21 protein-coding genes are annotated in these 14446 nt (G+C 41.7%); 3 read left to right on the top strand and 18 right to left on the bottom strand.

What is annotated here, in order from left to right; all coding sequences use genetic code 11:
- Positions 1 to 20: 20 nt before the first annotated feature.
- Genes ACGTNH_RS00450 through ACGTNH_RS00440 form a run of 3 tightly spaced genes read right to left on the bottom strand, consistent with a single transcriptional unit; the run spans position 21 to position 2189 of the window.
- The gene (locus tag ACGTNH_RS00450; RefSeq protein ID WP_394584251.1) at positions 21 to 224 is read right to left on the bottom strand and encodes a DUF951 domain-containing protein; all 204 of its coding nucleotides are present in this window, start codon (positions 222 to 224) and stop codon (positions 21 to 23) included.
- Between the two features lie 4 nt (positions 225 to 228).
- Positions 229 to 1113 (bottom strand): mechanosensitive ion channel family protein, encoded by an 885-nt coding sequence (locus tag ACGTNH_RS00445; protein ID WP_394586094.1) that lies wholly within the window; start codon positions 1111 to 1113, stop codon positions 229 to 231.
- A 59-nt stretch (positions 1114 to 1172) separates the two neighbouring features.
- Positions 1173 to 2189, bottom strand: coding sequence for a YkvI family membrane protein (locus ACGTNH_RS00440; RefSeq protein ID WP_394584249.1), 1017 nt, complete (start codon positions 2187 to 2189; stop codon positions 1173 to 1175).
- A gap of 92 nt (positions 2190 to 2281) precedes the next feature.
- On the opposite strand from ACGTNH_RS00440, the gene yyaC reads away from it, so the two are divergent.
- Positions 2282 to 2896: a spore protease YyaC gene (gene yyaC / locus ACGTNH_RS00435; RefSeq protein WP_394584247.1), complete on the top strand. Its 615-nt coding sequence runs from the start codon at positions 2282 to 2284 to the stop codon at positions 2894 to 2896.
- 18 nt (positions 2897 to 2914) lie between these two features.
- Here the strand turns inward: yyaC and ACGTNH_RS00430 are convergent, their stop codons facing one another.
- From ACGTNH_RS00430 to ACGTNH_RS00380, 11 genes are all read right to left on the bottom strand, one after another.
- Positions 2915 to 3619, bottom strand: a complete 705-nt coding sequence (locus ACGTNH_RS00430) for a DUF554 domain-containing protein (RefSeq protein WP_394584245.1) — start codon at positions 3617 to 3619, stop codon at positions 2915 to 2917.
- An 82-nt stretch (positions 3620 to 3701) separates the two neighbouring features.
- Entirely contained in the window at positions 3702 to 4544 is an 843-nt protein-coding gene (locus tag ACGTNH_RS00425) for a ParB/RepB/Spo0J family partition protein (RefSeq protein ID WP_394584243.1), read from the bottom strand.
- Positions 4525 to 5298, bottom strand: coding sequence for a ParA family protein (locus ACGTNH_RS00420; RefSeq protein WP_394584241.1), 774 nt, complete (start codon positions 5296 to 5298; stop codon positions 4525 to 4527). Before ACGTNH_RS00420 ends, ACGTNH_RS00425 begins: the two co-directional genes overlap by 20 nt.
- 83 nt (positions 5299 to 5381) lie before the next feature.
- Positions 5382 to 6248: a nucleoid occlusion protein gene (gene noc / locus ACGTNH_RS00415; protein ID WP_394584239.1), complete on the bottom strand. Its 867-nt coding sequence runs from the start codon at positions 6246 to 6248 to the stop codon at positions 5382 to 5384.
- A gap of 282 nt (positions 6249 to 6530) precedes the next feature.
- A complete protein-coding gene (locus tag ACGTNH_RS00410; protein WP_394584237.1) occupies positions 6531 to 6818 on the bottom strand; it encodes a DNA-binding protein in 288 nt (95 codons plus the stop codon).
- Positions 6819 to 6904: 86 nt separating this feature from the next.
- Positions 6905 to 7417 carry a GyrI-like domain-containing protein gene (locus tag ACGTNH_RS00405; RefSeq protein WP_394584235.1) on the bottom strand — a complete coding sequence of 171 codons (513 nt, stop codon included), beginning with the start codon at positions 7415 to 7417 and terminating at the stop codon, positions 6905 to 6907.
- Between the two features lie 5 nt (positions 7418 to 7422).
- Positions 7423 to 7773, bottom strand: a complete 351-nt coding sequence (locus tag ACGTNH_RS00400; protein ID WP_394584233.1) for a VOC family protein — start codon at positions 7771 to 7773, stop codon at positions 7423 to 7425.
- A 15-nt stretch (positions 7774 to 7788) separates the two neighbouring features.
- Entirely contained in the window at positions 7789 to 7923 is a 135-nt protein-coding gene (locus tag ACGTNH_RS00395; protein ID WP_394584231.1) for a hypothetical protein, read from the bottom strand.
- A 281-nt stretch (positions 7924 to 8204) separates the two neighbouring features.
- Complete coding sequence (locus ACGTNH_RS00390; RefSeq protein WP_394584229.1) at positions 8205 to 8642, bottom strand: GNAT family N-acetyltransferase; 438 nt, start codon at positions 8640 to 8642, stop codon at positions 8205 to 8207.
- Positions 8643 to 8750: 108 nt separating this feature from the next.
- Positions 8751 to 9983, bottom strand: a complete 1233-nt coding sequence (locus tag ACGTNH_RS00385; RefSeq protein WP_394584227.1) for an MFS transporter — start codon at positions 9981 to 9983, stop codon at positions 8751 to 8753.
- Positions 9970 to 11016, bottom strand: a complete 1047-nt coding sequence (locus ACGTNH_RS00380; RefSeq protein ID WP_394584225.1) for an ArsR/SmtB family transcription factor — start codon at positions 11014 to 11016, stop codon at positions 9970 to 9972. The genes ACGTNH_RS00385 and ACGTNH_RS00380 overlap by 14 nt, the downstream gene beginning before the upstream one ends.
- 140 nt (positions 11017 to 11156) lie before the next feature.
- On the opposite strand from ACGTNH_RS00380, the gene ACGTNH_RS00375 reads away from it, so the two are divergent.
- Together ACGTNH_RS00375 and splB are read left to right on the top strand one after the other, a co-directional pair.
- A complete protein-coding gene (locus ACGTNH_RS00375; protein ID WP_394584223.1) occupies positions 11157 to 11417 on the top strand; it encodes a transcriptional regulator SplA domain-containing protein in 261 nt (86 codons plus the stop codon).
- Positions 11411 to 12439: a spore photoproduct lyase gene (splB, locus tag ACGTNH_RS00370; RefSeq protein ID WP_394584221.1), complete on the top strand. Its 1029-nt coding sequence runs from the start codon at positions 11411 to 11413 to the stop codon at positions 12437 to 12439. The genes ACGTNH_RS00375 and splB overlap by 7 nt, the downstream gene beginning before the upstream one ends.
- Before the next feature lie 113 nt (positions 12440 to 12552).
- Here the strand turns inward: splB and ACGTNH_RS00365 are convergent, their stop codons facing one another.
- Genes ACGTNH_RS00365 through ACGTNH_RS00350 form a run of 4 tightly spaced genes read right to left on the bottom strand, consistent with a single transcriptional unit; the run spans position 12553 to position 14317 of the window.
- Entirely contained in the window at positions 12553 to 13071 is a 519-nt protein-coding gene (locus ACGTNH_RS00365; protein WP_394584219.1) for a hypothetical protein, read from the bottom strand.
- Between the two features lie 32 nt (positions 13072 to 13103).
- Complete coding sequence (locus ACGTNH_RS00360) at positions 13104 to 13376, bottom strand: hypothetical protein (protein WP_394584217.1); 273 nt, start codon at positions 13374 to 13376, stop codon at positions 13104 to 13106.
- Positions 13373 to 13843: a DUF948 domain-containing protein gene (locus ACGTNH_RS00355; RefSeq protein ID WP_394584215.1), complete on the bottom strand. Its 471-nt coding sequence runs from the start codon at positions 13841 to 13843 to the stop codon at positions 13373 to 13375. Before ACGTNH_RS00355 ends, ACGTNH_RS00360 begins: the two co-directional genes overlap by 4 nt.
- Positions 13844 to 13879: 36 nt before the next feature.
- Positions 13880 to 14317: a DUF948 domain-containing protein gene (locus tag ACGTNH_RS00350; protein ID WP_394584213.1), complete on the bottom strand. Its 438-nt coding sequence runs from the start codon at positions 14315 to 14317 to the stop codon at positions 13880 to 13882.
- Positions 14318 to 14446 lie beyond the last annotated feature (129 nt).

Below are 14446 nucleotides of genomic sequence, written 5' to 3'. Positions count from 1 at the left end.
TCATAAAAATAGAAACCGTCTTATGATTGTTCTTCCTTTTTTTCAATAATTTTCTTAAGCTTCGATTCAAACTTCTTACGCGGGATCATCACACTATGACCGCAGCCTTCGCATTTAATGCGGATATCTGCTCCCATTCGGATGATCTTCCAGCGGTTTTCCCCACATGGGTGGGCTTTCTTCATTTGAACCACATCGTTTAAATCGTACGTTTTCTCCGCCATTCCATTAACCTCCTGTATTTGATGGCTCCTGCGCCGTTTCATTATCATGACGCGAATACATGACTAAGCGAGGGAAAGGAATCTCTATTCCTACCATATCGAGACGATTCTTCACTTCTTTTCGAATCACACGTGATATGTAGAAATGTTCCATCGGCTCCACTTCAGCCATAATCCGTACCACTACTTCAGAAGCTCCTAAATTCTGCACGCCAAGCAATTCAGGTACGGCCACCATTTCAGGATAGCTTTCCGGAAGCTCTTCAAGCAGTTCAGCAATGACATGTTCCGCTCGTTCAATATTCTCTTCATACGCAATGCTGACATCGACGATCGCATAGCTGTTATAGATAGAATAGTTGGTAACCTGGGTCACATTTCCGTTTGGCAGGATATGCACTTCGCCTGTAAATCCTTTAATTTTACACGTACGGATTCCAACTTCTTCAACAATCCCTTCCACACCAGACGCTTGAATGTAATCCCCGACGGAAAACTGATCTTCAAAAATAATAAAGAATCCGCTGATAATATCGCGAACGAGGTTCTGAGCGCCAAAGCCAATCGCAAGACCGGCGATACCGGCACCAGCAAGCAAAGCTCCGATATCAAGCGTAAATGTTTCTAAGATCATGATAAAAGCGGTGAAATAGACAACATACGTTAAGGCATTAATAATCAGTTTCTTAAGCGTTGCTTCACGCCGCTCCGTAATCGAAAAAGGCCCTTCCCTGCGTCTTAAGAAAAATTGTGAAATGAGTCTTTGTCCGACTTTAATAATTAAGTAGGAGATAATCAAAATTAAGATAATCTTTAAAGCACCTTGTCCCACCGTCATCCATAAAGCAGGACCTGTTACGTAATCAACGGCTTCCTCCCATTTTAACATTGCATCTTCCACAGCTGCTCCCCTGCCTCTCATTCTATGAAGTTTATTTTAACAGGTTTTCAGCTTATTTTAAATCGATGCACTACGGGATAAATGAGCAGGGAAAGCAATACGTACAAATTGAGCAGGCCATATAGAGGATACAAGTACCCGACAAGTGTAGAAAAGCCGAATGAAGTAAATGGAAGCATGATCGCTACAATCGCAAAGGCAACGATCCATAACGGCTGTTCCCAATAATCACGAAATCTCGTGACAAGGCCTAACGTCCCGGAAGCCGCTGTTGTAAAAATCGCGATCCACATCATAATCGACATAAATATCATCATCGAATAAGGGTAATGCTGCAAAATCGCAAATAATGGAATTTCATAGACGAGAATTTCATCAGCGATTTGAATCAAACTATTATTATATAAAAACGAGACCCCGCCCAGTACAAGACCGCTGCCTATGCTGGCGACCCACAGTTCTTTTCTGCTTTTCATCCGATTCCCTATCGCCCCGAGCACAGCAATTAACGGGAGAACGTTCAACGCTGTAAACGGAAAGGCCGCCAGCCAGTTGCTTGTCTCATGAAGATGACCGAAAAGGGAAAGCTCTTGATCGGTAATAAACATCATCAGAATAAACAGTAATCCACCAATTAACAGTGGAAGAACCAGACTGTTTACGGCTACGATTCCTTTAACGTCCCATACAAAAAGCAGAATCAGCGGAATGGCAATTGCAAGCACGCCAAGCTTATACGAATAGTTAAAAGCTTCCCACGTCGCCCCGCTGCCAGCCAGCATAATGACTGTCGTTGTAAACAAGTAAACGATGATCATCCAGTCATACACGCCTGTAAGATGCCGGCCGACAATTTTCCGCAAAACCGGTAAATAATGACCCGTCTGCAGTTCATAGCTAATGCTCATAATGGACACACAACAAATCATAAACATAAGAGTAAACAGAAGAATAGCTAAACTGCTGTCTTGTCCAAAAAACTGCCACAGCTCACGGCCCGAAGCGTAGCCTGCACCGATCATCGTTCCGATAATTAAGAACATCCACTTCAATCCTGACATCATGTAAGAACCGCTCCCCACTCTATGTATTTGCTACGTATAGAAATTCGAACAGCTTTATATACTGTTACTAATATGTGTGTGGAGGAGAAGCTATGAATAGGAAGGACAAGTTTCCAAAAAGCGAGCACCGTTTTCAAACCGATGATCCTTTCATGTGCGATCAGTTAAGCGACACCCTTTATGAAGCCCTGCCCGTTAAAAGAAATATAGTGGTCGTCTGTATCGGCACAGATCGTTCCACAGGTGATGCTCTCGGCCCTTTAGTCGGTTCGATGCTTAGAGATCAATCGATGCAAAGCTTCCATATTTACGGTACCCTGGAAGAGCCTGTGCACGCGTTAAACTTGAATGATACGTTAAAAGCCATCCACCGCCTTCACCCTAAACCAACGATTCTTGCCATCGATGCATGTTTAGGGAAAAAAGCTTCCATCGGCTCGATTGTTTTTGGAAAAGGCTCACTCACGCCAGGAGCCGCCTTAAACAAAGACTTGCCCGCTGTCGGTGATTATCATATCAGCGGTCTCGTCAACGTCGGAGGGTTTATGGAATACGTCGTCCTGCAAAATACGAGACTGCATTTAGTGATGAACATGTCAGCGAAGATCGCCGCTTCTCTTCGATTAACAGAAGCCAAACGAATGAATGAAAGGTTAAGAAATGAACCTTATCAAAACTTCTTAGCCGCTACAAAAAAACAGCAATGAGTTACGCACTCACTGCTGTTAAAACATTTCTGCGATATATAAAATAATTCCCACCATCAATAAGGACGGAAGTAAATTTGCGACTCGAATTTTCGTAAGCTTTAGTAAGTTTAAAGCAAGCGCCACAATTAGAAGTCCACCCGTCGCCGTCATTTCCACGATAAACAAGTCGAGCAAATCTTGTGGAATCCACCGATTGATTTGAGTAGCCAGTAATGCGATGGACCCCTGGTAGAGCACAACGGGAATGACTGAAAAAATAACACCCACGCCGAGGCTCGAGGTTAATACTAACGCTACGAACCCATCAATCACAGCCTTTGTTATTAAGATTTCGTGGTCGTTTCGCAACCCTCCATCCAACGCTCCAATAACAGACATCGCTCCAATCCCAAAAATAAGCGAAGCTGTAATAAATCCCTGAGCCATCGTAGAGGTTTGACCAGGTTTTATAAACCTACGTTCAATCACACGCCCGATATACTCCAGTCTTTCTTCTAAATGAAGAGCTTCACCAATAAGGGCTCCACTGAGTAAACTGAGCAGGACAATAACGATATTTTCCGTTTCAAACCCCATCTGCAGTCCGATAAGCAATACAGCCAAACCTACCCCGCACATGACGGTTTCTTTAAACCGCTCGGGGATCTTTGTGAAAAACAGCCCCAGTAACGTTCCTATAATAATACAAATTCCATTGACGATCGTTCCTAATATTGCCATATCTATTCTCTCCAATAGCCATCATTCAATTTCGTATGTAAAAACAGCAAAGACCTGGTCAGGACCCCCGCCAGGCCTTTCACTATTTGTGATCAAGCCAGTTTAAAATCCGTTCCAGGTCATCGTCATCGAAAAATTCGATCTCGATTTTCCCTTTTTTCTTTCCTTTATGAATCGTTACATCTGTACCCAGCCGATCTCGAAGGGTTTCTTCTCTTTCTTTAATAAAAATATCTTTTTCAGGCTGCTGCGCTTTTTTCTTTGATTTTCGCTCATTGAGATCGGCAATCAGCTTCTCGGTCTGCCTTACATTTAAACGCTCGGATTCAATCCGTTCGACCACAGCCTCCGTTTTTGCTGCATCCTTTAATCCTAATAGTGCCCGTCCATGCCCCATCGACAGGAGACCTTCATTAATTTTGTTAATGACTTCTGGTGATAAGCTCAGCAGTCTAAGAAAGTTAGCTATGTGCGATCTGCTTTTGCCGAGCCGCTTAGCGAGCACATCCTGTGTCACCTCGAGCGTATTCATTAAATTTTGGTAGGCACGCGCTTCTTCAATAGGTGTTAAGTTTTCCCGCTGCAGATTCTCAAGCAAAGCGATTTCCATCATCTGTTCATCCGTCATATCTTTCACAATGACCGGCAGCTTCTCTAATCCAGCTTCCTTAGCCGCACGAAAGCGACGTTCACCTGCAACAATTTCATAGCCTTTAATACTTTTACGGACGATTAAAGGCTGCAGAATGCCGTGTTCTTGAATGGATTGAGACAGTTCCTCAATGGCTTCTTTCGCAAACTGCTTCCGAGGTTGATAAGGGTTGGGTCTGCAGTCCTTTACATTAACTTCCTGAAATTGTTCCTCTTCTTTTGCATTGAAATCAGTAAAAAGAGCATTAATTCCTTTACCTAACCCTCTCGCCATTTGCCACCACTTCCTTCGCTAGATCTAGATAAACCTCAGCACCACGTGACTTCGCATCATACAAAATAATCGGTTTTCCGTGACTTGGAGCCTCACTTAAGCGGACATTACGAGGAATGATTGATTGATAGACTCGATCCTGGAAGTACTTTTTCACTTCATCAATAACCTGGATCCCCAAATTTGTACGTGCATCCAGCATCGTTAATAACACACCTTCAATCATCAGGTTCTTATTTAAATGCTTTTGGACTAGACGAATCGTATTTAACAATTGGCTTAATCCTTCTAAAGCATAATACTCACATTGAACCGGAATCAAAACGGAATCTGAAGCGGTCAAAGAATTGATCGTTAACAGACCGAGAGATGGCGGACAATCGATAATAACGTAATCATAATCTGCTTTCACTTCATCAATGGCTTTCTTTAACCTTACTTCTCTGGAAATCGTCGGTACGAGTTCAATTTCGGCTCCTGCCAGCTGAATGGTGGCTGGAATGGCATAAAGGTTTTGCACCATGGTAGGTGTTCGTACGTCTTCGGCACTGACACTGTCCACTAATACATCATAAATACATTGATCAATGCTGCCTTTTTCGACCCCTACCCCGCTGGTTGCGTTTCCTTGCGGATCAATGTCGACGAGAAGAACCCTGTGGTTTAAGTAAGCTAGGCATGCACTCAAATTTACAGCTGTTGTCGTCTTTCCTACACCGCCTTTTTGGTTAGCCACAGAAATGACTTTGCCCATGCTGTCACCTGCCTTTATGTTCTAATAAATGCTGTTAAAAACACCCATCTCATAACAAAGTAAGATGGGTGAGTCCTGGAAGTTTATGATTTTTTCTTCGGTATTTTTATCGTAAACTGATAATAATCTTCATGATCCTCTTCATTCGTCTCTAAATCGACACCTGTGTCCGTCACCATATCCAACGATTGACGAATGGTATTCATGGCGATTCTCATATCTTTATTTACGCCTTTTAATCTCGGTTTTCTTTTCTTCGGCGTCGAATCATTCATCTTATTAATGCGCTCTTCTGTCTGCTTTACATTGAGCTGCTTCTCAATAATTTCCTGCAGTAACTTTTCCTGCTTTTCTTCATCCCTTACGGCAATCAAAGCTCTCGCATGACGTTCGGTAATATCTTTATTCATCACCGCATACTGGACAGATTCCGGAAGCTTTAACAAACGCAGCTTATTCGCTACGGTTGATTGGCTTTTCCCTAAGCGCTGGGCCAATGCTTCTTGTGTCAGTTCATGAATATCAAGAAGCCTTGCATAAGCAGTCGCTTCTTCAATCACCGTTAATTCTTCACGTTGAAGGTTTTCAATAAGAGCTACTGAAGCTGTCTGCGCATCATCCATATCCCGGATAATGGCTGGAATGGTCTCCCATTCAAGGGTCTGAACAGCACGCCATCTGCGTTCACCGGCTATAAGCTCAAATTGATCCTCGTTCAGTCGACGTACAACAATCGGTTGAATCATCCCATGTGTATGTAACGTCTGGGCAAGTTCACTAATTTTTTCCTCATTAAAAATGGCTCTTGGCTGATATCGGTTCGGTTGAACACGATCGACAGGAACTTGGATTACTTCGTCAGGACTATATTCTTCTTCGTGTTGATTTTCCTGATTCTCAGGGTCCGACTTATCCCCCAGTCCGAACAGACGGCTAAAAGGATGTAACACGATTAGACACCACCTTTTTCGATCAAGCACACGATCTTAATGTTTCACGTGAAACATTTCATATAAAAATAGAAAAAAGCGCTGCAGGCTGTCGAGCTGCTGCGCATGCGTATGCCTTTTTCACTCTTAATCTATTTTATCATATGTTGGCTATGAAAAGCATGAAGTAAAACCGAATAAATACAAACTCGCTTTTTCCCCATCGTATACGTTGATAAAATTAAAATCTATTACTCATTGTAAAAGGTAATCTTTAAAATTTCGACTGCTTTACTAAAAAAATTAACTTCCTATTTTTCTCACCCATGCTTTAAGCTGTTCTTTCGGGTAATACACATTTTGATTAATCGTCACGTGTGGAATATCCGGATGGTCTTGAAGAAGCTGCTGCCCATCTTCCTTCGACACTCCAAGTACATGATGAATGTCCTTCTGCTTCACCAATTGGTGGTCATCTTCATCATCAAGCTGGCTTAAAAAGTCGGGGGCCGACGGATTTTTAAAGTTTTTCAAACCGTCACCAATAAAATATCCAGCTGCGGCAATACCTAAAGCAAGTAACACGTCCATATAAACCCCTCCATGAATACAGGGCAGCTGACATACACCTCTCTCATTCGGTGTAATACTATACCCTTTTTATGTTTAGTTCAATACTATATTTTCTTTGAATATTCGTCATTTTTCGCAGGATCCCGGCGTTCTGTCGTATCCAATAATTCTACAGCCACGTTCTGTTTATTTCCCCACGTTGTATATTTCTCAAGGTGCCATTTATGTAATAAGCGGGGGTAATCGTGCGTTTGCATCCACGCCTGCAGCTGCTCATAGGCAGGACGAATGTTATCGTTTGATCCTTCCACATGCAAAGAAGCGTACGTTTGGGACGGAATGGTTAAAGAAGTCATGTCACGAGGTACATTCTCAATCTCACGAACAGGAAATCCTACCCAATATCCATCTTCTTCAATCGAGTTGGTTTGAATCTTAAAAGCACCGATTTGACATACTGGTGATAAGAGATGACAAATTTCGTTTCTTCTTTTATCAAGTTCAGCAGCGGCTTTTGGAATTTCATGTATGTATTGACCGCCATCTTCACACCAGACTCTAAAACCAATAAGCTTAACTGCACCGATTTCTTTTATAGCTGGCTTATGCATTGTCATTTTCATCAACACTCGCTTATCATAAGAATATTTCCATCAGGGTCTTTAAAAGTAAACCATTGATTATGTTCTATTTCAGTCAAGAGTTCAACATTTCTATGTTTCATAAATTGATAGGCTTCGTTTATGTCGTTTGTATTAAAATGAAATGCCGGCACGTTGAAGACGGCATCCTTGGAATAAATTTTGCTATCCAGAGCAATGCCGGTTCCTTTCATCGGGAGCATATAGAGATGCCCAAACAAGACTTCTCCATCAGCTTTAACGCCTAGTAACTCACAGTACCAATCACGAGCTTGTTCAATATCTCGTACAGGAATAAAAGTAGTACCAATCTCATTTAGAATCGGATTCATACACATACCTCCTGGTCATGTTTCACGTGAAACAATCATTACTTCTTTCGTAAATACTGCACAATAAGTAAGATCATGATTACGATCGCAATGAAAATGCAGCGTTTTTCGGTGCTTCATGTTCATAAACGGCTTTAACGTATTTATCATCCTAATGCTACCGCAATTTCTTTGTGCGGATCGGCACCAGGAATAGAATAGTATGCTGTTCCAATGTAATAGGCATTTGAAGCGTCCCCGTTATAGTCCCCTTCCTCGTCTACTTTAAATTCTACTTCTCCGATCGGTTCTCCTGCTTCTTCAACAGGATGATAAACACCGCTCTACCGTACGACGAAAGGGTACTCCCAGCTGATTGCTGAGACCGTCCCGCCGCCGCTCAATCCTACACTCAAAAAGCATAAGGCCATTTTTTCATCGGACCCATCCGATTACAAAGATTTATTCATGACTGTACGATTTTCTGCAAATCCAAGCTTCTCATAAAGCTGTTTGGCTTCATTTCCTGCATAAACGACCAGCCTTACAGACGTCATCCCCTGGAGCTTCAACTCAGTCAAAGCATTTTCCATCATCGCTTTGGCAAACCCTCTCTCTCTATAATCGGGCAAAACGTACAAGTCATAAATAAATCCGATATTTTCTCCGGAAAAACTATCTTTTTGCTGACCATAAAGAACCCAGCCTACGACTTTATCGTCTTCCCTTACGACCTGAATCTGCCCATCGTCATTTAAAACATCCTGGACCATTTTCGTCGCCTGATCTTGTTCGATTTGATAATAACCACGAGAACCTTCTTCAAGAGATTCGCCTAAATGGGGCATAATTTCTTCAATCTCTCCTAATGTAGCGTGTGTAATATTCATAAAGATATCTCCTTGTATATAAATTCTTATACTATCTTCTTTCCATTAAAACAAAGGAGATCCCTTCTTTTGAAGACATTTTTCTAAATCCCACAATTCTGCCACATCTCATGAAGCCATTTTCAAAGAAGGATGCAGATACACAATAGAGGCTAGAGTGGTTACAGTCCCTCCAATAAAAATCGTCATACTCGTACTCGACCATTCCGATATCACCCCGGCCAATAAGGCAGCGGCAGGCATGGATACCCAGCTGATGAACCGGCTGGTAGCCTGCACTCTGCCAAGTAAACGAGCCGGTGTAAGCTTTTGACGGATCGTAATAATACACGGGCTTTGAACGGAAGCCGCAAATGTGCCGACCGCATTCATAACCATTAAACCAAGAAAAGAAGACATCCAGCTAAAGCCCATCAGTGATAAGCCCCCTATGAAAGAGGCAGTAAATAAAATTTGCTGATAGCTCCACCGTTTCTTTAAAAAAGGAGACAGAAAAGCTCCCCCAACCGCGGCCGCACCGCCAACAGAGAGCAGCCATCCGATGGAACCAGCCGATAAGCCTATGGCCCCTTTCAGATGAAAAACCATCATCGTTAAAAAGAGAGTAGTACCAAATATAGAAAACATCATGGCCACGTTTGTAAACAAGATCGGCTTCATACGATAGACGTGACCAAATCCCTCCCTTATATCTGCCCATACTTTCGATGTTCGTCGTTCTTTTGATTCAACTTGCGGCATCGGAAGGCTCATTACGGCTGACCAGGCGGCAAAGAAACTAAAGCTGTTGATCATAAGCGCATACCCGGGATTGTACAAACTGACGATGATACCGCCAAGCCCCGGACCTAAAAAAACCGCTGTTTGAAAAAATCCCGTATTAACAGCGTTCGCTTTCTCTAAATCATTTTCCCGAACGAAGAAAGGAAGCACGGCAAATTGAGACGTATTATAAAGCTGACTGAGCAGCCCCATCATAAAAGCCGCACTGTACACGTGCCACAACATGAGTTGATTCATTATAAAAAGAAAGGCGATCACACCTACAAGCAATCCTCTGCTGGCATCACAAACTAATAAAATCCGCTTTCGATTCAGCCGGTCAGCGAGCACCCCAAGAATGGGCTGAAGTACGATAGGAAGCCTTTCTAAAAAAGCAACCACTCCCATAGCAAGGGGAGAATCTGTTAACACGAGCACAATTAAAGGAAGCGCAAGTAAATAGATCTGATCTCCGATAAAAGATACAACGTTTCCTCCAATTAAGCGAAAAGCAGGATAATTCCGCTTCCATTCCGGCTGCTGTGGTTCTTTAGGTTTAATCGCTTCATGCTTCATCATCACTTATTCCTAAAAATTGTTCAAGGTCAATGGGCATGGAATCGATCGTACGTTTATTCAATCGATAGGTCGAATGACTGGATTCTACAATCCGGGCAGACTTTAACATTTTCAAATGATGATGAAGAGTAGACTTACCCATTTGTAAAATCGTCGTCAGCTCTTGAAGCGATCTTTCTTTTTCATATAAATATTTTACTAAACGTAACCGGACTTCATCGCCTAACGCTTTATATTTTTGCACAAGCATTTGACTCGGAATGTATGGGTCGTTTTGATATAAGCTGTCGTTTGATACCGGATAATAAAAGACTTTTGTATCAGGAAGATCAGCTTCTACATTCCATGGACGATAGGTATGATGCGGGATTAATAACACATGGTGAACGCTTGGTTCCGGCTTGTAGGTCATTCCCCCGGTCGCCCATTCGACAAATGCTTCCGGCTCTAATTTATGGATCATTTTCTCTTTGGCAACGTAATCGCGCTCTAATAAATCCTTCAGCTCTTCTTCTTCAGGTTCGATAACCGCTTTGTACCAGTACGTCATAACGTCTTGTAAGTGCTGCTTTAACGTTAATTCATCTACTTCACTAATGAATTGAATGTAAGAGGGAAAGAATGCATGATCACTTACTTCGTTTGATAATTGTCGAATGGCATTTTTCTCGCCTTTAGAAGCTTTTTTTCTAAGAGGTTCTAAATCTTCTCCTAAATAGGGAAGGCTTATATACTTTAATGTTCCGCTGTCTAGTTGTTGAATAAATTGAGTAAAGTCTTGAAGAGAAGGGAAGGAGTCGTGATGTAAAATCTGCAGGAGTGCTTTCCACGTATTATGCAGTTTTACGTAAGATAATTCTTTTTTCAATGCTTCATCAAACCGTTCTTTGTGCCAGTTCTTCTTTTCCAGCGTATCAATTAATGATTGATTGGTCAGCGCCGCAATGCCTAAAGCACATTCAAATAATATCGAATGTTCGACTCGCACGCGGTACGTTTCTCTTTTTTTACTATTGAATTGAATGACTTCCATTTCATCACCTCACTTGAATTGTTAGATATATTCTATAATTATTGAACACAACATTCAATAATTATTGTAAAAACAATTCAAATACATATTATTGATGGCTCGTGGAAAAATGAGAGCAGCATAAGAAAGGTGTGGATGTAATGGAAGCAGGCAATCAGAATTACCAGCCAGGAGATATTGTTTATGTGATTTATCGCAATCCTCACACGTATAATGTCGCCAATGTTCAAGAAGCGGCTGTCGTCAACGACCCTGAGCGGCCAGGACAGTTGGCTTTATTTTTATATGAAACTTACTTTCCTTTGGACGATACGATGGCTGTGTATTCTTCGATGGCAGAAGCAGAAATGGCTTATGAAGAAAGCTTCGGCTCTACACACGAGGAGGGTCTGGAGTGGTAAAGCCATTTGTTCCTCAGCTTGTCTACATTGAGCCTAGAGCTCTGGACTATCCTTTAGGCCGTAAACTAAAAAAGAAATTTGAAGATATGGACATTGAAATTAGAGAAACCACCTCGCACAACCAAGTACGTAATCTCCCTGGGGATAATGACTTTCAAAAGTACCGGGTCGCCAAGTCAACGCTGGTCGTAGGGATTCGAAAAACGTTAAAGTTCGACACGTCTAAACCATCCGCTGAATATGCAATTCCTTTCGCCACAGGGTGTATGGGGCATTGCCATTACTGTTATTTACAGACGACGATGGGAAGTAAACCATACATTCGCACCTATGTTAACGTCGATGAAATTTTTGACTCGGCTGAGCAGTACATGAAAGAACGGGCACCGGAGGAAACCCGCTTTGAAGCTTCCTGTACTTCTGATATTGTCGGCGTCGACCACCTTACCCATACGTTAAAAGAAGCGATTGAGTACTTTGGTAAATCCGAGCACGGACGCCTCCGTTTTGTTACAAAATTTGCTCATGTTGATCATTTGCTGGACGCCAAACATAATGGACGTACGCGTTTTCGCTTCAGTTTAAATGCGGATTACGTGATAAAATTTTTGGAACCTGGAACTTCAAGGTTGGACGAACGAATTGAAGCGGCTGCTAAAGTGGCTGAAGCCGGTTATCCCTTAGGGTTTATTATTGCTCCCATTTATTTGTACGATGGATGGAAACAAGGGTACCGCGAGCTTTTTGAAAAATTGGAAGATAAACTGCCGGCTTACGCTGTAAAAGATTTAACGTTTGAACTGATTCAACATCGTTTTACGCAGCCGGCCAAACGAGTGATTCAAAAAAATTACCCGATGACGAAGCTGGAAATGGATGAAGAGAAACGGCAGTATAAGTGGGGGCGGTACGGCATTGGAAAATACGTGTATAAAAAAGATAAGCAGGAAGACATGAAAGAAACTCTTGGGGGATACATTGAACAGCATTTTCCTGAAGCCAGGTTAGAATATTTCACTTAAAGCAGCCTGTAAAAACGCGATGATGGATTCCCTTTCCTTTTTAACGGAAGATTGCAATAAAAAATCCCTCCTGACACCAGTTATAGGTAGCAGAAGGGATTTTTTATAGTTCTTTAGTTAATCGGGCTTTTCGTTACCGTGTGGTCCGTGTCTGTATCATCATCTTGCTCGTTACTTGAAGTGGCTGCTGCTTCATTCTCTGCAGAGTCTGTCAGCTCTTCTTTAGCTTCTTTCACTTTATCGCCTACATCTTTTAATTCATCTCCAGCATCTTTAGCTGTAGACACAATATCTTGAGATTCATCTTTCACTTCTTGAACCTTATCCGTAATTTCTTTACCTTGATTATCAAGGATTTCTTGAATTTTATTCAGTGCTTCTTTCGTAATCGTTGCCGTTTTCTGAATACGCTCAAGAAGATCATTTTTAGCACCTGTCGGATCAGCTTTTACATCAGCTACATATTGGCTGACAGAGTCTTTCGTAGAAGATGAAGTTTGTTTAATTCGTGTACGGGCTGACTCACTTTTAGCTAATACGAGAGCACCTCCGACAATAGCTCCAACTGTAATAGCAAGAGATAATTTTCCTTTTGGTGATTGCGGCTGTTGAGACTGTTGTTCATTTGGCATAATAGGGTTCCCCTTTCGGTACTTAAAATATATTATTTTTGAGTGATTGCATCTTTTCTCGCTTCAGATTTAAGTCCCTGCTTTTTAATCTGAAATCTTTCATACTTCCGCTTGCCTGCTTCATTAAGCTTATCCGTTTGAGCGGTGTACTTGCCTTTTACGTAATCTTTTGTCGTTTTACGAATGGAAGGATCGTCGGGCGCCAGTTTAGAACGTAACAATGCGCCGCCCAATAAACCTGCACAAAGAGCAATGCCTGTGCTTAGTTTATTAGATTGTTTCCGTTCTTTAATCGTGTGACTCATGATTCTCTGCCGGCTGCCATGGAAGCCTTACTGCCTGCAGCTGCTTCCTTCAGCGCTTTTCGTCTTTGTGTTAAATAATAACCGAGAGCTACGGCGCCGTATAAACCACTAACATCTTTCTCTTTTACTTTCGTTTCGCCTGATGATGTATTCTTCTTCATCGAAGCTGTCGCATCGACTAAAGAGGAAGTTAACTTACGTGAAGACTCTCCGATGTCACCTACAATGTAAAACAGCGGGCTTAATGCTTTGATTTTTTCATTTACATCAGCCAGCGTGTCATTACTAGTGTTTAGCACATCACTCGTCTGGGACATCACTTGATCTAACTGATCTGGTAATTTTACAACTGTTTTATCTACACCTTTTAGTACATTTGCTAAATTATTAAGAGTTTTAATCAAGAAAATGGACACGATGGCAAATACAATGCCGATGATTAATACCCCAATACCTAGATAATCCATACAATAACCTCATTTCTTTGTTAAATTTCGATTTACTTATTCATTATCCGTTCGAGATTGGAAGGTTTGTTTTCTTAATTTCCATTTTGTATATAGATTAATGCACGTGTCGCCCCACTTCATTACTTTTGCCATGTCTTCAGAATGCTTCTCGGAAGATTTTGAAACACTGGCTGAAAGGTGGTTCATCGTCTCGCTCATGTGACCGACGGATGTACCCACCTGATTAAGGGAAGTAAAAAGACTATCCAATGACTCACTCTTATGCTGAACATCTTCAGCGAGTACGTTCGTTTTTTGCAGTAAGTATTCGGATTCTTTCGTAATCCCATCCATTTTGCTTTCTACGCTTTCTAATGTACCTGCTACGCTCTGCATGGTACTGGAGGCCGCTTTAAGAACTTTTACAACAAAAATAGCGATAAGTGCAAAAGATACGGCAATAATAAATAGACTGATTGCTGTTAAGGACATTCCCATCATTCCTCCTTGTTATGTAAAAGATACCCTAATATGTAGTGACAAAACGTAATTTTCTCTCCAAATTTTAACCAAATTCTTCAAATCCACCAAAAGGCTTGTTATTCTTTTTAAACTCCTGCC

Origin of the sequence: Halobacillus sp. B23F22_1 (genome assembly GCF_043497005.1) — a bacterium.
Classification (GTDB): Bacteria; Bacillota; Bacilli; order Bacillales; family Halobacillaceae; genus Halobacillus_A.
This window is presented reverse-complemented; position numbering and strand designations above follow the sequence as displayed.